This window comes from Sulfurospirillum sp. MES (assembly GCF_000789415.1).
Classification (GTDB): Bacteria; Campylobacterota; Campylobacteria; order Campylobacterales; family Sulfurospirillaceae; genus Sulfurospirillum; species Sulfurospirillum cavolei.
On sequence record NZ_JSEC01000001.1, the window covers coordinates 141,793 to 159,005 of the forward strand.

General features: G+C 42.9%; 18 protein-coding genes. 12 read left to right on the forward strand and 6 right to left on the reverse strand.

Annotation, left to right across the window (positions count from 1 at the left end):
- Positions 1 to 36: 36 nt before the first annotated feature.
- The 11 genes from rlmB to mnmL all read left to right on the forward strand — a co-directional run bounded on the left by rlmB (position 37) and on the right by mnmL (position 9,846).
- Positions 37 to 720, forward strand: a complete 684-nt coding sequence (rlmB, locus tag OA34_RS00750) for a 23S rRNA (guanosine(2251)-2'-O)-methyltransferase RlmB (RefSeq protein WP_039671925.1) — start codon at positions 37 to 39, stop codon at positions 718 to 720.
- Positions 713 to 1,648 (forward strand): hypothetical protein, encoded by a 936-nt coding sequence (locus OA34_RS00755; RefSeq protein WP_039671926.1) that lies wholly within the window; start codon positions 713 to 715, stop codon positions 1,646 to 1,648. The genes rlmB and OA34_RS00755 overlap by 8 nt, the downstream gene beginning before the upstream one ends.
- Positions 1,642 to 2,457: a hypothetical protein gene (locus OA34_RS00760; RefSeq protein ID WP_039671927.1), complete on the forward strand. Its 816-nt coding sequence runs from the start codon at positions 1,642 to 1,644 to the stop codon at positions 2,455 to 2,457. The genes OA34_RS00755 and OA34_RS00760 overlap by 7 nt, the downstream gene beginning before the upstream one ends.
- 10 nt (positions 2,458 to 2,467) lie before the next feature.
- Complete coding sequence (locus OA34_RS00765; protein WP_039671928.1) at positions 2,468 to 3,688, forward strand: LL-diaminopimelate aminotransferase; 1,221 nt, start codon at positions 2,468 to 2,470, stop codon at positions 3,686 to 3,688.
- Positions 3,685 to 4,956, forward strand: coding sequence for a homoserine dehydrogenase (locus OA34_RS00770; RefSeq protein ID WP_039671929.1), 1,272 nt, complete (start codon positions 3,685 to 3,687; stop codon positions 4,954 to 4,956). Before OA34_RS00765 ends, OA34_RS00770 begins: the two co-directional genes overlap by 4 nt.
- Positions 4,957 to 5,283 carry a YraN family protein gene (locus OA34_RS00775; RefSeq protein ID WP_039671930.1) on the forward strand — a complete coding sequence of 109 codons (327 nt, stop codon included), beginning with the start codon at positions 4,957 to 4,959 and terminating at the stop codon, positions 5,281 to 5,283.
- Between the two features lie 85 nt (positions 5,284 to 5,368).
- On the forward strand, positions 5,369 to 5,686 hold the full coding sequence (gene trxA / locus OA34_RS00780; protein ID WP_039671931.1) for a thioredoxin: 318 nt from the start codon (positions 5,369 to 5,371) through the stop codon (positions 5,684 to 5,686).
- A 127-nt stretch (positions 5,687 to 5,813) separates the two neighbouring features.
- On the forward strand, positions 5,814 to 6,752 hold the full coding sequence (gene trxB, locus OA34_RS00785; protein ID WP_039671932.1) for a thioredoxin-disulfide reductase: 939 nt from the start codon (positions 5,814 to 5,816) through the stop codon (positions 6,750 to 6,752).
- A gap of 12 nt (positions 6,753 to 6,764) precedes the next feature.
- Complete coding sequence (gene dapB / locus OA34_RS00790) at positions 6,765 to 7,532, forward strand: 4-hydroxy-tetrahydrodipicolinate reductase (protein ID WP_039671933.1); 768 nt, start codon at positions 6,765 to 6,767, stop codon at positions 7,530 to 7,532.
- 14 nt (positions 7,533 to 7,546) lie between these two features.
- A complete protein-coding gene (gene purF / locus OA34_RS00795; protein ID WP_039671934.1) occupies positions 7,547 to 8,884 on the forward strand; it encodes an amidophosphoribosyltransferase in 1,338 nt (445 codons plus the stop codon).
- Positions 8,884 to 9,846 (forward strand): tRNA modification radical SAM protein MnmL/YtqA, encoded by a 963-nt coding sequence (gene mnmL / locus OA34_RS00800; protein WP_039671935.1) that lies wholly within the window; start codon positions 8,884 to 8,886, stop codon positions 9,844 to 9,846. The genes purF and mnmL overlap by 1 nt, the downstream gene beginning before the upstream one ends.
- On the opposite strand, the gene OA34_RS00805 is transcribed toward mnmL, so the two are convergent.
- From OA34_RS00805 to OA34_RS00825, 5 genes are read right to left on the reverse strand one after another with little or no spacing between them, the layout of a single operon-like run.
- Positions 9,843 to 10,385, reverse strand: coding sequence for a DUF2393 family protein (locus tag OA34_RS00805; protein ID WP_039671936.1), 543 nt, complete (start codon positions 10,383 to 10,385; stop codon positions 9,843 to 9,845). The genes mnmL and OA34_RS00805 overlap by 4 nt on opposite strands.
- Before the next feature lie 9 nt (positions 10,386 to 10,394).
- The gene (locus tag OA34_RS00810) at positions 10,395 to 10,931 is read right to left on the reverse strand and encodes a DUF2393 family protein (RefSeq protein ID WP_039671937.1); all 537 of its coding nucleotides are present in this window, start codon (positions 10,929 to 10,931) and stop codon (positions 10,395 to 10,397) included.
- On the reverse strand, positions 10,921 to 11,604 hold the full coding sequence (gene hisIE, locus OA34_RS00815; protein ID WP_039671938.1) for a bifunctional phosphoribosyl-AMP cyclohydrolase/phosphoribosyl-ATP diphosphatase HisIE: 684 nt from the start codon (positions 11,602 to 11,604) through the stop codon (positions 10,921 to 10,923). Before hisIE ends, OA34_RS00810 begins: the two co-directional genes overlap by 11 nt.
- Positions 11,601 to 12,692, reverse strand: a complete 1,092-nt coding sequence (locus OA34_RS00820) for a prohibitin family protein (RefSeq protein ID WP_039671939.1) — start codon at positions 12,690 to 12,692, stop codon at positions 11,601 to 11,603. The genes hisIE and OA34_RS00820 overlap by 4 nt, the downstream gene beginning before the upstream one ends.
- Before the next feature lie 13 nt (positions 12,693 to 12,705).
- Positions 12,706 to 13,620: a branched-chain amino acid transaminase gene (locus OA34_RS00825; RefSeq protein WP_039671940.1), complete on the reverse strand. Its 915-nt coding sequence runs from the start codon at positions 13,618 to 13,620 to the stop codon at positions 12,706 to 12,708.
- Positions 13,621 to 13,778: 158 nt separating this feature from the next.
- Here OA34_RS00825 and bcp point away from each other — a divergent pair, with 158 nt between their 5' ends.
- Complete coding sequence (gene bcp / locus OA34_RS00830) at positions 13,779 to 14,243, forward strand: thioredoxin-dependent thiol peroxidase (protein ID WP_039671941.1); 465 nt, start codon at positions 13,779 to 13,781, stop codon at positions 14,241 to 14,243.
- A 9-nt stretch (positions 14,244 to 14,252) separates the two neighbouring features.
- Here bcp and OA34_RS00835 read toward each other — a convergent pair whose 3' ends face one another.
- The gene (locus OA34_RS00835) at positions 14,253 to 17,129 is read right to left on the reverse strand and encodes a DUF748 domain-containing protein (RefSeq protein ID WP_039671942.1); all 2,877 of its coding nucleotides are present in this window, start codon (positions 17,127 to 17,129) and stop codon (positions 14,253 to 14,255) included.
- Between the last annotated feature and the right edge of the window lie 84 nt (positions 17,130 to 17,213).

Sequence of the window (17,213 nt, forward strand, 5' to 3'; positions counted from 1 at the left end):
GTATTATTTTAAGCCATTTTAGATACAATAATTGTCATGATTATTTACGGTAAACAACTATTTTTACATCTGTTAGAGCACTATCCTTCAAAGCTCCAAACGGTTTTTTTGTCCAAAAAATGCGATCCGAAACTTTTTTCACGCATTGCCAACGTGACATCAAAAATTTGTAGCATCGATGAACGTAAAGCGCAAGCCTTATGTCACGGAGGAAATCATCAAGGGTTTATTGCCGAAATCGACGCGATGAACTTAACGCCTTTTAACGAGATTAAGCACGGCTCGTTTTTGGTGGTTCTTGATGAGGTAACCGATGTCGGAAATATCGGAGCAATCGTACGAAGTGCCTACGCATTCGGTGCGGACGGATTGATTCTCAGCGGCGTCAAAAATTGTAATCTCGAAGCCATTTTACGTACGAGCAGTGCCGCGGCGTTTGAACTACCGATCGCGCTGTGTCCTTCGACGCGTGATATGCTTAACGAATTGAAACAGATGGGTTTTACGCTTTACGGAGCCGATATGGGCGGTGAAGACGTAAAAGACGTTAGCTTCCCTTCTAAAAAAGTGTTAGTGATGGGAAGTGAAGGAAAAGGACTTTCTCCTAAAATCAAAGAGCGGTTAGACAAGATTATTTCAATCAAAATGGCAAGAGCATTCGACTCTTTAAACGTAAGTGCGGCAGCTGCGGTACTGTGTGATAGGATAGCCAATGGATAAAGATATCAGGGTATTGGAAAAAATCGGATTGCAAGAAGTTTGTAAGCGAACACATATCGAAGTCGCTCAGTTAGAGTATATGATCAACAATCAATACGAAAAGCTCAATAAGATCAATACTTTAGGATTCGTCAAAATTCTTTCTCGCGAGTATAAACTGGATTTGAGCGATTGGTTAGAGGGTTTCTACGACTATTGGGCAGAACATAAATCGGAAGAAGACGAGCAAAAAGAAAAAATTTTTGTTCGTGCCAAGAGCGATCGAAGTTCTAAAAAAGCGGCAATTCTTTTTTTATTCATTGCCTTTATTGCCGGAATGTTCGGTATCTTTTCTATTTTTAAAATCGATTTTGATTTAGGGAACATGTTAGATCAAGTCAAAGGCGAAACCAATCAAACGTCCGCATTTCAAAACGCTCCCGTCGTTCAGGAAGCGGCAAGCTCTTTGGGTGTCAAAGTTGAAGAACGCAGTGTGGAAACCAATAGTTCCAATGCCACCGTTCGTGCGGTTGTCGTTCGAATCGACGAAAATTTGACGCGCGCATCAGAAGCGAATATGAGCGGTGAGCGCAATGAAAGTAACGTTTCGTTACCGCTTCCGCTTTCTCCCGTCGATACGAATGTCTCATTGGTCTCGAATATTCCTCAAAACCGAGCGATTATCGTACCGACAAAGCGTATTTGGATCGGTAGGGTCTCCTTGGACGATATGAGTCGCAAAGAGACTACGGGCGATCAAAATATCACGATCGATTTAACCAAACGCCAACTGATTAAAACGGGTAACGGTTTTTTCAAGCTCTCTTACGATGGGAGCACCGAGGATTTTGGTGAACAGGGCAGTACCCGTTTCTTGGTGGAAAACGGCAAAATACAAAAAATTTCCGAAGAGAAGTTTATCGAGTTGAATCGAGGTAAAAATTGGTAAAAAAATTATTTTTGATCCTAATAGCGAGTCTTTCGTTATTCGGCGCACAGAGCGTTCAGGAAAAAGTTAAAAGTTTTGTCGGCGCAACGCAATACGACAAACAGATCAATTTGATCCAAGTCTTATTTGCACAACCTGCCGCTTTTACTTTACCTAACGGTGAAGTGGACAGTGTTAAGGTCATTTCCGTTTTGAAGAAAAACGGCTTAGTGCAATTGCTGTACGATAGACCGATACAACTTCGTCTGGCGTTTCGTACGCAAAGCGATCCGCTTATTTTTTTGAAAATTATTAACGAATCGCTCGAGACGATGGGGTATAACTATTTTTTAACCAATAACGCTTTACGCGACAGTGCCGGATTTGTATGGGAAATTTACCTTCAAACCGAACATGTCGTTGATCCCGAAGCGTTCGCCCGTGCCCTTGGGGCTAGGGGATGTACTATAACGAATATCGTGAAAAACGATGAACACTATTGGTTTTACGATATCGACTCAAGCAATGCGTATCTTTCGGCACGCAAAGTCGAGGTCGGTACGACAAGTTTAGGAAAGCCTTTAAAACCTTATTGGATCGACGTGCACAATCTCAAAGAGATCAGTTTGACGGTTCAATCGGGAGACAAATGGTTTCCGGATGTTGCCTTTTTTGATGAGCACTTACACCTTTTAAGCGATATCAAATCAGAAGAGTCGACGCGTATACTCAAGCTTAAAGTTCCAAGCGGTGCCGCTTATTTGAAAATAAGCGATGCTTTTTTGCTGGAAAATATTAAGCACGGGTTATCATTGAATGTCAAAGAGTAAAGGATAAGCAATGTTTGACGAAATTCGATTTAATACGATTGAGAGATTACCGGGTTATGTTTTTGCAGAAATTAACGAGTTAAAATTAGCCGCACGTAGAACCGGCGAAGATATTATCGATTTTTCGATGGGAAATCCTGACGGAAGAACGCCGCAGCATATTATCGACAAATTGGTCGAATCGGCACAAAAAGACGGAACTCACGGTTACTCCGTCAGTAAAGGTATTTACAAACTTCGTTTAGCTATCTGTAATTGGTATGCACGAAAATACGGCGTTACGCTTGATCCTAATACCGAAGCGGTAGCAACGCTCGGCAGTAAAGAGGGTTTTGTACACTTGGCTCAAGCGATTATGAATCCGGGCGACGTTGCCGTTGTTCCCGATCCGGCCTATCCGATTCATGCGTATGCATTTATGATTGCGGGCGGAAACGTGCATAAGTTTGCCTTGGATTATAACGAGCATTATGAACTGGATAAAGAACAATTTTTTACCAAACTCAAAAAAGTGTTTAAAGAATCGGCACCCAAACCGAAATTCGTCGTCGTCAATTTTCCGCACAACCCGACGTGCGTAACGACGGATAAAGCGTTTTACGAGGCTTTAGTTGCTTATGCGAAAGAGGAGCGCTTTTATATTATTAGCGATATTGCGTATGCCGATCTTTCGTTCGACGGATACGAAACACCTTCTATTTTTCAAGTCGAAGGCGCTAAAGACGTGGCGGTAGAGTGTTATACGCTTTCCAAAAGTTACAATATGGCAGGCTGGCGCGTCGGTTTCGTCGTCGGTAATAAGAAATTGGTCGGTGCGCTTCAAAAAATTAAGTCGTGGTTCGACTACGGTATGTTTACGCCGATTCAAGTCGCTTCAACCGTAGCGTTGGACGGTCCGCAAGAGTGTGTCGACGAGATTCGCGCAACGTATAAAAAAAGACGCGACGTTTTGGTTGAGAGTTTCAACCATGCGGGTTGGCCGATGGAAAAACCCAAATCGACTATGTTCGTATGGGCTAAAATTCCTAAAGTTGCCGAACATTTGGGAAGTATGGAATTTGCAAAACAACTGCTCCAAGAAGCCAAAATTGCCGTAAGCCCCGGTATCGGTTTCGGGGAAGCCGGAGACGGATACGTGCGAATTGCGTTGATCGAAAACGAAAACCGCATTCGCCAAGCCGCGCGCAATGTCAAGAAATATTTGAAAAGTTTAGAAGGTACAAACGTATGATCAAAGTCGGAATCATCGGTGTCGGAACCGTCGGTAGCCATGTGGTAAAAATCTTACGTGAAAACGAAGATATTATTACCGCACGCACCGGTAAAAAAATTGTTCCGGTACTCGGTGTCGTGAGAGATTTAAACAAACCAAGGGAGGTTGATCTCCCTTTAAGCGATTCGGTAGACGCCATTTTGGAAAATCCGGAAATCGATGTCGTCGTCGAGTTGATGGGCGGTGTAGAAGAGGCGTATGCAATCGTAACAAAAGCCCTTAAACATAAAAAAGCGGTCGTGACCGCCAATAAAGCGTTGTTGGCGTATCATCGCTACGAACTGAAAGATTTGGCGGGAGAGACGCCGATCGGATACGAAGCGAGCGTCGCAGGCGGAATTCCGATTATTAAAGCGTTAAGAGAAGGGTTAAGTGCCAATCATATTGAAGCGATCAAAGGCATTATGAACGGTACATGTAACTTTATTTTGACGAAAATGATGAATGAAAAAGCCGAATTTGCGGACGTCTTAAAAGAAGCACAAGCGTTAGGTTATGCCGAAGCCGATCCGAGTTTTGACGTCGGTGGATTCGATGCGGCGCATAAATTGCTGATCTTGGCGAGCATCGCTTACGGTATCGACGTTAAACCCGAAGAAATTCTCATCGAAGGCATTGAGCAGATTAACAGTGAAGATATCTATTTTGCCAAAGAGTTCGGTTACAACATCAAACTTTTGACGATTGCTAAAAAAAGCGGCGATCAAGTCGAACTTCGCGTTCATCCGGCACTGGTACCGATGCAACAGATGATTGCCAAGGTTGATGGCGTTATGAACGGTATTAGCGTTATCGGCGATCGTGTCGGCGAGACGATGTATTACGGTCCCGGAGCCGGCGGAAGTGCAACGGCAAGTGCGGTCGTATCCGACTTGATCGATATTGCTCGCCATACGCAAAATTCGCCGATGTTAGGGTTTATTAGCTCTTTGGAAAAAAGCGGCTTGACCTTAATGTGTAAGGACGATATCGCCACGCAGTACTATATTCGCGTGAGCGTTATCGATAAGATCGGCGTTCTTTCGAAAATTTCGGAAGTGTTAGGCAAACACTCTATTTCTATCAGTAGCTTTATTCAAAAGCAAGATTCGAAGAAGAGCGAATGTGCCGTTTTACTTTTTTCGACGCATACATGTAAAGAAAAAGATATTCAAAAAGCTTTATGCGACATTAGTGATTTAGAGTTTGTCGAACGCAAACCGACAATGATTCGTATCGAGTCGTAAATGGGACTTGAACAGGGAAAAGAGGCCGAAGAAAAAGCCTCTTTATACCTTCAATCGTTAGGTTACCGTATTTTAGAGCGTAATTTTCATTCTAAATTCGGCGAACTTGATATTGTTGCGCTTAAAGGCGACATTTTACATTTTTGCGAAGTAAAATTTTCGCATCATTACGATCCGCTTCCGCGCATTACGCCTTCTAAAATGCAAAAAATTATCAAAACCGTTCAATACTATTTTATGCGACATCCCTCTTCTTACGATTATGAAATCGATGCGATTCTCGTCACGCCTGAAACTATAGAAATAATAAAAAATATTAGTTACTAAAAAAATAACTTTACTCGCTATGGTAATTTTAAAGTTAGAGTGAGTATAATTGAGTATCTATAAAATAACGTTTTAGGGGAAAAAAATGGGTAAATATCTAGAATTAAACGCTTCAAATTTTGATAGCACCGTTGCCGAAGGCGTCGCATTAGTTGATTTCTGGGCACCTTGGTGCGGACCTTGTCGTATGATTGCTCCCGTTATCGATGAACTTGCCGGCGATTTCGACGGAAAAGCAAAAATTTGTAAAGTTAATACCGACGAAGAGCAAGACGTTGCGATTAAATACGGTATTCGCTCGATTCCGACGATTTTATTCTTTAAAAACGGGGAATTAGTCGATCAAATGATCGGTGCATCGTCTAAACAAGTATTAGCGGATAAAATCAACTCTCTTCTTTAATTATTAAAACCGAGGATACCAAGGAGAGACAGCACTCTTTTGTATCCTCGACTTCTTGAGACTAAATGGTAGATGACCTTTTGCCGGTCATTCGCAAAACAGTCCGAAAACGAATAAGGAAATCAGCATGTTAGATTTAGCGATTGTCGGCGGAGGTCCCGCAGGACTTAGTGCCGGATTGTACGCGACGCGAGGCGGACTTAAAAACGTGGTTATGTTTGAAAAAGGAATGCCCGGAGGCCAAATTACGAGCAGTAGCGAAATAGAAAATTATCCCGGTTCGGCGCAAGTCCTTAGCGGCTTAGACTTCATGGCGCCGTGGTCCGAACAGTGCATGCGCTTTGGGCTTAAACATGCAATGGACGAAGTCACGCGCATTTCAAAAAACAGTGACGGGACATTTACCCTCAGCCTTGCAGGCGGTAAAAGCGAAGAAGCTAAAAGCGTCGTCGTTTGTACCGGAAGCACGCCTAAACGTGCCGAATTTGAAGGCGAGGCCGAGTTTTTCGGTAGAGGTATTAGTACATGTGCTACATGTGACGGGTTTTTTTACAAAAATAAAGAAGTTGTCGCTTTAGGCGGCGGTGATACGGCTTTGGAAGAAGCTTTATATCTTTCGCATATTTGTTCAAGAGTCTATTTGGTGCATCGACGCGATAGTTTTAGAGCCAGTCCGAGTACCGTCGAACGTGTGAAAAACAATCCGAAGATAGAATTGGTATTAAACGTTTCGGTTAAAAAAGCGTACGGCGATAAAATGGGACTTAACGGAATTATTGTCGTTGATAAAGAGGGAAAAGAGCGTGATATTGCAGTTCCGGGAGTGTTTGTTTTTGTCGGTATGAATGTTAACAACGGTATCTTAAAACAGCAAGACGGAACGTTTCTGTGCGATATGGATGAAAACGGAAACGTGATCGTCGATCTTTCGATGAAAACTTCCGTTGCAGGTCTGTTCGCCGCCGGAGATTTGAGGACAAAAGCCTCAAAACAAGTCGTCTGTGCCGCCGGAGACGGAGCAACCGCGGGTATTCAAGCCCTTGAATACGTTAATCACCATGCATAAGGAATCAGACGTATGATCAATGTCGGAATTCACGGCTCAACCGGTAGAGTCGGAAGATTATTAATTGAAAATCTTATGAAAGACGCTCAAGCCCGTCCTTATATTTTACATGCTATTGAGGCGTTTAGTTTTTCCGTACCTTCGGAAATTTCCACGACAAACGACGTGAGTATTTTGTTAGAGAGAAGCGATGTCGTGATCGATTTTACGATTGCGACAGGGACGGAAACTTTATTGGAAAATGCACTCAAATCTCCTACGCCTCTTGTTATCGGTACAACCGGATTAAACGAACATCAGCATAATCTTTTAAAAGAGGCGGCTAATCATATGCCGATTTTATATTCGACTAATATGTCTCTAGGCGTTGCGGTTTTAAATCGTTTGGTTGAACTCGCTTCCAAAAGCCTTAGCGATTTTGATATCGAAATCGTAGAACAGCATCATCGTTATAAAAAAGACGCTCCAAGCGGAACGGCTTTGACGCTCGGCGAACATGCCGCACGTGCTCGCGGATTGGTCTTAGACGACGTGCGCGTTAGCGGGCGTAACGGATTGATCGGTGAACGTAGTAAAAACGAAATTGCAATTATGGCGTTACGCGGAGGCGATATCGTCGGTCGCCATACCGTCGGTTTTTATAATGACGGGGAATTTATAGAGATGAACCATACGGCGACCAGTCGCGATACCTTTGCAAAAGGCGCGATTAAAGCGGCAAAATGGATTGTCCATCAACCAAACGGTCTCTATACGATTAGCGATTGTTTGGGTCTTTAAAAAGGTAGAAGCGTATGTGTGCAATTGTCGGTGTATTTGATGTAAAACATGCTTCCAAAATAGCGTATTATGCGTTATTTGCGATGCAACATAGAGGTCAAGAGGCAACAGGAATCAGTTCAAGTGACGGAAAAAGAATCCGTACGATTAAAGATAACGGACTTGTTACCGAAGTTTTTAACGAAACAAAACTCACTTTTTTAGACGGCGATATGGCAATCGGCCATAACCGTTATTCAACCGCGGGAAGCGATTCGGTTAAAGATGCGCAACCGGTTGCGGCAAGTTATAAACTCGGCGATATTTCGATCGTGCATAACGGAAATCTGATCAATAAGCACGAAGTTCGCAGTCGCCTCATTGAACAAGGTGCTATTTTCCAATCTTCGATGGATACCGAAAATATCATTCATTTGATCGCACGTTCTCAGCAGGATAAACTTAAAGACCGTATTGTCGAAGCGTTAAACGTCATTAAGGGTGCGTATTGTCTTTTAATTCAAAGCCGTACCAAAATGTTTGCAATTCGTGATCGTTACGGGGTTAGACCGCTTTCGATCGGAAAACTCAAAGAGGGTGGATACATTGTTGCTAGCGAAACATGTGCGCTTGATTTGGTTGATGCCGAATTTATTCGAGACGTCAGACCGGGGGAAATGGTTATTTTTCGACACGGACAAGAAGCGTTTGAAAGCATTCAACTTTTTGAACCCGATCCGCATATTTGTGCCTTTGAATTTATCTATTTCGCTCGTCCCGATAGTGTGATCGAGGGTAAAAACGTTTATGCGGCACGTAAAAGAATGGGAATGAAATTGGCGGATCTCTCACCCGTGAAAGCGGATTTTGTGATTCCCGTTCCAGACAGCGGCGTGAGTGCGGCATTAGGCTACGCTCAGCAAAGCGGTATTCCTTTTGAAATGGCGATCGTGCGTAATCATTATGTCGGTAGAACGTTTATCGAGCCTACGCAAGCAGTACGCGATTTAAAAGTTAAGCTTAAACTCTCTCCGATTCATAAAATTCTAGAAGGTAAAAGAATCGTCGTCATTGACGACAGTATCGTTCGAGGAACGACGTCGCGCCAGATTGTTAAAATGCTCAAGCGTGCCGGTGCGGCAGAAGTTCACATGCGCATCGCTTCTCCTACGATCGAACATCCTTGTCTTTACGGTATCGATACTCCAAGCTACAAAGAACTAATTAGCGCCAATAAAAACGTGGAAGAAGTACGCGAGTATATCGGAGCCGATTCGTTAGCTTTTTTAAGCATCGAAGCCCTTAAAGAGAGCATCGGGAACGATATGAACTATTCGCTCGTGAGTTTTGATGGAAACTATTTTATTAAATAATGCGCGCTATTTTAACCGCAGGACGGTATTTTAGAGAAAAATTTAATGTTAACGTTTATAAAGTTCCGATTTCAATTTTTGGATTTACATGTCCGAATATTGACGGAAGTGTGGCTAAAGGCGGATGCATTTTTTGCGAAAATGAGTCCTTTAGCCCCAATTTGGAGCATAGTAAAGAGCGGCCAAAGCGCTTTTTTTTACAACCGAATACTTCCCATAACCCTTATTTAGACTTTCAGCTTTTACAGCTTGAAACACAATTTAAAAAAACTCAAAACAGTTTGCGTAAAAAATTTGGAGCAAAAAAATTTATCGTCTATTTTCAATCGTTTACCAATACGTATGCTCCTTTGGAGACTCTAAAGGCGTTGTATACGAAGGCGCTTGGTTTTGAAGACGTGATCGGTTTGAGTATCGGTACGCGTACCGATAGCATTTCACCGGACATTTTAGAATATTTGGCTGAGTTGGCGCAAACACATGAAATTTGGGTGGAGTACGGCGTGCAATCGTCTTTTGATACAACGTTGCAACGTATCAATCGCGGGCATGATAGCGCCAATATTGCTTCCAGTATTAAGTTGACGCGTCGGTACGGATTGAACGTCTGCACGCATATGATTTTTGGATTACCGCAAGAGACACAGGAAATGATGCTTGAAAGCGTTAAATTTGCGCTTAGTCTTGATGTACAATCGTTCAAGTTTCACCCGCTCTATGTCGTCAAAAAAACGGCTCTTGCGCATGATTTAAATAAAGGGACGTTTACGCCGATCACGGAAGAGGTATATATCGATACACTTGTCAAAGCGGTAGCGCTTCTTCCCTCACATGTCATGATTCAGCGCGTAAGTGCCGGCATAGGCGATACGTCGTTGTTAGCACCCGATTGGTGTTACGATAAACATCGACAAATGTTCAATATTCGTCAAGCGTTTGCCCATCAGGGCTGGTTATATTAGTGGCAGAAAAGTTCGTAACGCGTATAAGGTTTGCTAAAAGAGGACGGATAGCGCATAAAGACCGTAAAGTTACGTAATTCTCCGGGGCGAAGATCTTCGGCAATGACGAATTCTTTGGTCGTCTCGACGCCGATATCATCGTCTTTGCGTTTAAATAAACTATCTAACGCCGATTTGGGCACAAAAATAGCACTATCGGTTCCCGTTTTTTCGATAGCGTTATTGGAAACTTTGACTTCTAAAGTGCATTGTGCAATCTGAAAATTTCCGATATTGCGAATTTGACCGCTGATGGCAAACGATTCGTTCACGAGCATTTTTTTCTGAATCACGTTATCAAGTTGTGCCAATTTGGTGTATTTGTCCAAAACATAAATACTGAAAAAGGTTAAAATCGACATCGCTAAAATATTGGTTAAAATAGGTGCCGCTAAAGAAGATTTTTCGTCACGGTTTTGGATTGTCAAAACCAAAAAAAGTATAAACAGTACGGCAATAATAGAAACGGCAATCCAATGTAAAATCGTAAAATAAGTCATTGGGTCTCCTTAATAACATTCCGCCTTTAAAGTGGCGTTGACATCTCCTTGATAGGTAAAATCATCAAAGAGAATGCGAATATTCGTCAACTCATTCGGGGAAAGACTCTCTTGAACTAGTATCGACTGATTTGCGATAGGCTTTAATCGAGTCATCCAAGCTTTAATTCCTTTTGCCGAAGTTTGTTTGATTGCGCTTGTTTGAACCAAACAACGTTTGAAGGGTTTTTTAGAGAGGTTTTGAAGGGTGGCTTCGACAATGAGGGTATCCGAAAAAACCAATTTTTTTACCATCGTAATTTCCGTAACATTTTGGCGTAAAAGCGTATTGAGTTTGTAGTGAATCAAAAAAGGCGAGGCTGCAAAAAAGATCAAAGAGAGAATAATGATAAGTACGGAGAGCGCTGAAGAGCGTTTAGCAATCAAAATCGCAAACGCAATCAGCATTAAAAACGTCACGATAAGCCATGCAAACGCTAGATAATCATACAAACCTAAATTTCTAAAATAGGTTAAGAGTGAAATTTTAAGCGCGTCAATGAGCATTGCGACTGTTTTTTTCCTCGATGCCGCTTAAGCCGAATCGACGCTTAAGCTCTTGTTTAATACGATCGGGGTGAATATTTTTTGCTCCGAGCGCTACAATCGTATGGAACATCAAATCCGCCGCTTCGTAAATGATAGCTTCTTGCTCTCCGTCTTTACATGCAAAACAAAATTCGCCCGCTTCTTCAACGACTTTTTTTAACATGCTATTATCGCCTTTTTGAAGCAGCGAAGCAACGTAAGAACTTTTCGGATCGGCATGTTTTCGTTCTTGAACAATGTGATAGAGCGTATCGGCGATCGAATATGCTTCGATAGTTTTTTGAGGTTCTTTAGGTGCTTCATCGATATCGACGCGATTAAAAAAGCACGACATACGTCCCGTATGGCATGCGACGCCCTCTTGTTTGACTTTGATGAGTAAGGTATCGTTATCGCAATCTAAATAAGCCTCTTTGACATACTGTAAATGCCCGCTCGTCTCGCCTTTTTTCCATAGCGTTTGGCGACTACGTGAAAAATAGTGTGCAATTCCCGTCTCCAACGTCAGTTTCAACGCTTCCTCGTTCATGTATGCGAACATCAGAACTTCTTGCGTATCATACGCTTGAGCGATTACCGGAAGAAGGGAAAATTTCCCCCAATCGATTGTTTTTAAAAGTTCGGTACTCATTTGGCGACGCTAACAGCTTTTTGGCTATCTTTCGTATCGACCCAAATGTTAGGAACCGAGCCGCCCGGCGTTAAGAAAATTTTTGCGTCTTTGTTTTCTTTTAACGCTTCGTTAAATTTGCCTTGAACTTCGATTTGACGGAGGTTCAACAAAGGAGCGGAGATACTTTCGCTAATTTTTTTATTGGCATAAGCATCAGCGTCCGCTTCGATTTTAATCGCATTGGCTTGACCTTGCGCGTTAATTTCTCTGGCTTTAGCTTGACCTTCTGCCTCTGCGGCACGTTTTAGAGCTTCTTGATTTGCACGCTCGACTTCGTATTTTGTACGTTCGACTTCTTGGCGTGCGACTTGTACGCGTTCGATTTGCTCTTTAATTTTAGCCGGAAGCACGATTTCACGGAGTTGAACCGTTAAAAGCTCGACGGGTTGACCCGGTTGGGCATCGATCGCTTTGCGAATACCTTCTTCGATATTGACGGCAATTTCATTGCGCTTTTGCGGAAGTTCCTCTGCGTTAAATTTACCGACAACGCTTCGCGTCACATCGCGAACGACGGGATTGATGATTTTATCTTCCCATGACATACCCCATGTTGCAATGGTTTGCGGTGCGGTCGAAGGCTCGAGCTTGTATTGCACGGTCAGTTCGATCGAAACGGGTAACCCTCTAGCATCCAAAACGGAAATAGCGGCATTGCGCTTAATGCCGGAACCGCGTTGTACCACTTCGCCCAAATCTTCGGTTGAAGAGTAGTTCATAATACGTACTTTCGTGTCGACGATAAAAACTTGTTGAATAAACGGAAGAAAAAGATGAAATCCAGGTTCCATCGGAATCGGTTCAAACTTACCCGTCGTCGCTTTAATTCCCATTTCACCGGAATTAATAATGACAAACGGTTTAGCGATAATAAAAATAACGATGATCGCAATGACGGCGTAAATCAATCCGGCTTTTTTCCCCAAGTTTTTCATAAAATCGGGAGGTTCAACGTTGAAAGGCGTACGATTGTCGTTGTCGCCTCCGCCTCCAAAACCGCCGCCGTTATTTTTTTTCTTAAAATAGTCGTTCAAATCTGCTGGCATATCTTTCCTTTGGTTAAATAAATGTTAAGAGGTGCTTGTATTTTGGATTGCGTCCGTAAACGACGTCAAAATAAGCCTCTTGAAGTTGGCGGGTTATAGATCCACGTTTTCCATCGCCGATGACGTAATTATCGACGTCTTTAATCGGCGTTACTTCTGCGGCGGTTCCCGTAAAAAATGCTTCGTCTGCAATATACACTTCATCGCGAGTGATGCGTCTACGCTCGATAGGAATACCCGCCTCTTTAGCCAAATCCAGTACGGTTGCTTGCGTAATACTCTCTAAAGACGTATCGTTCGGAGGCGTAATCAACGTACCGTTTCGGACGATAAAAAAGCACTCCCCGCTGCCTTCGGCGATAAATCCTTCGTCGTCAAGTAAAAGAGCTTCTTCATAACCGGCTTCCAAAGCTTCGTATTTAGCCATTTGTGAATTGAGATAATTAGCAGCCGATTTGGCTTTGCCCATCATTGATTTGGCAGGATTTCGGGTAAACGAAGAGATTTTAACGCGAATGCCGTTTTCCAATCCTTCGTCGCCGAGGTAACTTCCCCATTGCCATGCCGCAATAGCCGTATTAACGGGTGCTTGGATATGATTAAGTCCCATGACGCCGTATCCGAGATAAATCAGAGGACGAATGTAAACGTTGGCGGTAAAACGGTTGGCTCTTAAAAGATCAAGGTGAGCCTGCTCTAACTCTTCTTGTGAAAAATTGGCCTTAATCCGTGTAATTTTCGCCGAGTTCAAAAGGCGTTTCGTGTGTTCTTTAAGCTTGAAAACGGCCAAACCTTCTTTGGTCATGTAAGCACGTGTACCCTCAAAAACACCGTTACCGTAGTGAAGCGTATGGGTTAAAATATGTACTTTTGCATCATCCCACGCAACTAGTTTGCCGTCCATCCAAATAAATTGTGCTTTATCCATTGTCTAGCCTTATCGTGAAGTCGTTTGTAAAGAGAAATTATAGTAGCTAAACTTTAATTAAAGATAGTTTTATGGTTAAAATCAACGCTGCAATCTTAAAGAAGATCGTGCTAATCTATGTTAAGATGCTACAAAAATTCTACATGTAAGGATGATTGATGCTTAAGATCGGCGATAATGCCCCAGAATTAACGCTTCCCAACCAAGACGACGTTGAAATTTCGCTTCGCGATTTGGCGGGGAAGTGGATTGTTCTTTATTTTTATCCCAAAGACAACACTCCCGGATGCACAACGGAAGCATGCGATTTTACGGCAACTTTGCCGCAATTTGATACTCTAGGAGCGGTCGTTTTGGGCGTTAGCCCCGATAGCACAGCGTCGCATCAAAAGTTTATCGCAAAGCAAAAACTAGATATTACGCTTTTGTCCGATTCGACCACCCAGATTGCACAACGCTACGGCGTATGGCAATTGAAAAAGTTTTGCGGTAAAGAGTATATGGGAATCGTGCGTTCGACGTTTTTGATTGATCCCGAAGGAAAAATCGCAAAGATTTGGTCCAACGTCAAAGTGAAAGATCACGCAAGTGAAGTGAAAAAAGTATTAGAGGCGCTCGTATAAAGCGCCTTCTTAATTGCTGATCGAAATGGCACAGCCTACCCATGATTCCCGTTGTGCGTCTACCGCTTGAGCCTCTTGTTTAATGAGTCTTTCGGGAGCGATGTTGTAGGAATTTGTAAGCTTTTGAACAATCGCCTCGGCGCGCTTTTGCGCAAGGGCGTGAAGGACCGCTGGATCGATTACGACCGTTTCGGCAATTTTAGTGATTAGGCGGTCGTTAATAGCGGGAGGATCGAGTTGTTCTTCCTTATACTGTTTCATCAGCGTACCGTATGCAACGTCTCCGTATTTTTGAATGAAGAGTTTTTGCACGGCTCGGGCATAAGCATCTTCCGTGCTATTTTTAGAGAGCTTTTGTTCGATTTGTGCGGTTATGTTATTTTCTTTTAAAGCCTGCATATCGAGTGTTTCGTTGTAGCTAGGAGTAATAAGCAACTTTAAGGCGGATCGTTTTTCCAAAATTTGTCGGTACTGTGCCATTTTCTCTTCTTCCGAAGCAATCAGTACGGCTTCACCCGCCGCGAAGTCGATGCTTTGAAGATTTTCGGCTTCAATGCCCAAAAGAGAGCCTAAAAGTTTAAACGGGGAGGTAACGATGCCTCCGATGAGATTGCCGAGTGCTTTCCAGACGACGCTTCCGTAACGAAACTCCGGATCGTTAAGGTCTCCGCTGACCGGAAGATCCAGATCGATTTGTCCTTTCGAATCTTTTAAAAGAGCTATCGCTAAGTCTAGCGGTAGATTGAGGGCATCTTCGCTTTCGATCTTTTCACCTAAGACCAAAGAGTCTAAATTGATTTTGTTTTGACCCTCCATAAGTCCTTTTTTAATTTTATAGTTCAAATCCAATGAAAGTTTTCCCTCTTTAATCGCATACCCGACGAATTTTCCTGAATAAGGCGTTAATTTAGGCATCGCGATATTTTTGAAGATTATTTTGAGATTGGCATGGTTTTTGATGTCAAACGGCAATAAGGTGCTGTCGATTTTTGCATAGCCGTACTTATCGACCTTTCCTTCTATCTTTAACGTGGACGGTTTCGTACTTTTCGTATCGAGCGTGGAGAGTGAGCCGTTGAGATTATCCGCAAACGTTGCAAAAGGGATCGGCAATGAAGCGTCTTGAAAATGCGCCGTTCCTCTTTTTAAAGAGATATTGCCTAAAAAAAGTGTCAAAGCACTCTCTTTGGAGACGGATTTTTGATCGTGAGTCGTCGTAGGAGGGGCTTTTTGTTGGACAAGAAGGTCGGCAAAATTCGTGCTATGGTCTTTTTTGATATCCAAATTTACGTACGGTTTGTCAAGTGCTATTTTTTGAATACGCAATACTTCAGGGTCTAAGGTATACGATAATGCGCTTAAATTCAAGCTCTCCCAGGCAACCAAAGGCGTTTTAAAACGATCTGCAAGCGAAAACTTTGAAACCGTAATATCGCCTTGAACGTCAAGCTTGGTTTGTCGATCAAACGAGGCTTTAAGCAGTGTATCGAGCGAAACGTAACCGTCTTGGATCAGTACCGTCGTAAAGGGTTTAAGATAAGGTTGTACTTTTTCTAACGAGAGCGTATCGGCAACAACACGCATATCCAAGGAGGAACGAGCGGGAAGAAACGTGCCTTTGAGCTTCAAGGAAGCATCTTGATCGATCGTGCCGTTGAGATCGAATGCAACCGTTTGATTGGTATCATTGGTGATGTTATCGACGATTAAAGAAAGCGGAGCACAATCGATGGGCGAAGATTTCACGTTTTGATCGACGACATGTACGCGAGCCGAATCGACGTAGAGTCGACGGAGCGAAAAGCTCCACGGTGAAGGCGTAGCGGAAGAGGACGAGGCTACTGTGTTTTCGCTTGCTGGGTTTGTTTTGGAAGCAGGCGTAAACAATCTTTCAAAATTGACGCGATACGCTTTTTCGAGTTGCAAACGAATATTCGGTTGTGTCAAAGATGCTTCCGCAATGTTGACATGTGAAGCCTGTAGATCAAAATCGATTCCGTCCAGCTTGAGCGAAGGGATGTGAATCACGGATTGATTTGCATCGGTAAATTCGGTATTTTCGACCAGTAAGGAGCCTTTTTCGATGAGCACGGAAGGCGAGCTTTTACTTAAATCGATCCAGAAAGGAATGCGAAGCGTTAGATCGCCTTTGGAAAGCCGTGCGGGAAGAGTGCTTAAGGTATATCCCCAAAGCGTAGAAAGCGGTAGCTTCGTTAGGTTAAGCTCTCCGTAAAAAATAAGCGGTTCAATAATAAGGCTGCTCGCGATGGAGAGTTTTTCTTCATTTTGTAAAACGGCTTTGATCGCATGAAGGCTCAAATCGTCTTTATGGAAACTCAAATTATCGGCCGTATAGGAGATAGGTCCGATTTCAAAGTGGAAAGGATGCTCACCTCTTGGGTCTTGAAAAAGCGTATGCGCATTGTGAATTTCCACATGTTTGACGATGAGCGGCATAGTAAGAGAGGTCGACGTTTCGGATGCGTTGTTCTCTTGCGTTTGCGTGTTAGGGAAAAGTTTGAGAAGTTTGAGCGAACCTTCTTGATCGAGGCTTAGATCGATATCGGGATTGTCGATACGAACCGCTTTGATCGAAAACTCTTTTTTAAACAGAGCCGAAGGATCGTAATTGAGATAGATATGTCCGATGCTAATGGCTTTAGCGGCATTAGAGTCTAACAGTGCCAACGACTCGAGATTGACTTCAAACGTAAAAGGGTTAAAGCGAACGTGCTCGACGTTGATAAAAATACCGACTTTTTCGTGCAAGAGTGAAGGAAGTTGCGTGCGTACCCACCACGGAAGGATCACGAAACCGCACAGTGTGTAAAACAACGGGAGGCTAATCAGCCAAAATACAATCGTTTTCATATTTTTTGTGAGCATAAAACACTCCTGTTATCGATTGAAATTATTATACACTAAAAACAAAAAAATCTTTTTAAAACTATGAGTTTTATGAGGTTGTCA

Coding starts and splice junctions, on each gene's coding strand:
- rlmB (WP_039671925.1), top strand. CDS start 37: ATGATTATTTACGGTAAACAACTATTTTTACATCTGTTAGAGCACTAT.
- OA34_RS00755 (WP_039671926.1), top strand. CDS start 713: ATGGATAAAGATATCAGGGTATTGGAAAAAATCGGATTGCAAGAAGTT.
- OA34_RS00765 (WP_039671928.1), top strand. CDS start 2,468: ATGTTTGACGAAATTCGATTTAATACGATTGAGAGATTACCGGGTTAT.
- OA34_RS00770 (WP_039671929.1), top strand. CDS start 3,685: ATGATCAAAGTCGGAATCATCGGTGTCGGAACCGTCGGTAGCCATGTG.
- OA34_RS00775 (WP_039671930.1), top strand. CDS start 4,957: ATGGGACTTGAACAGGGAAAAGAGGCCGAAGAAAAAGCCTCTTTATAC.
- trxA (WP_039671931.1), top strand. CDS start 5,369: ATGGGTAAATATCTAGAATTAAACGCTTCAAATTTTGATAGCACCGTT.
- trxB (WP_039671932.1), top strand. CDS start 5,814: ATGTTAGATTTAGCGATTGTCGGCGGAGGTCCCGCAGGACTTAGTGCC.
- dapB (WP_039671933.1), top strand. CDS start 6,765: ATGATCAATGTCGGAATTCACGGCTCAACCGGTAGAGTCGGAAGATTA.
- purF (WP_039671934.1), top strand. CDS start 7,547: ATGTGTGCAATTGTCGGTGTATTTGATGTAAAACATGCTTCCAAAATA.
- mnmL (WP_039671935.1), top strand. CDS start 8,884: ATGCGCGCTATTTTAACCGCAGGACGGTATTTTAGAGAAAAATTTAAT.
- OA34_RS00805 (WP_039671936.1), bottom strand. CDS start 10,385: ATGACTTATTTTACGATTTTACATTGGATTGCCGTTTCTATTATTGCC.
- OA34_RS00810 (WP_039671937.1), bottom strand. CDS start 10,931: ATGCTCATTGACGCGCTTAAAATTTCACTCTTAACCTATTTTAGAAAT.
- hisIE (WP_039671938.1), bottom strand. CDS start 11,604: ATGAGTACCGAACTTTTAAAAACAATCGATTGGGGGAAATTTTCCCTT.
- OA34_RS00820 (WP_039671939.1), bottom strand. CDS start 12,692: ATGCCAGCAGATTTGAACGACTATTTTAAGAAAAAAAATAACGGCGGC.
- OA34_RS00825 (WP_039671940.1), bottom strand. CDS start 13,620: ATGGATAAAGCACAATTTATTTGGATGGACGGCAAACTAGTTGCGTGG.
- bcp (WP_039671941.1), top strand. CDS start 13,779: ATGCTTAAGATCGGCGATAATGCCCCAGAATTAACGCTTCCCAACCAA.
- OA34_RS00835 (WP_039671942.1), bottom strand. CDS start 17,129: ATGCTCACAAAAAATATGAAAACGATTGTATTTTGGCTGATTAGCCTC.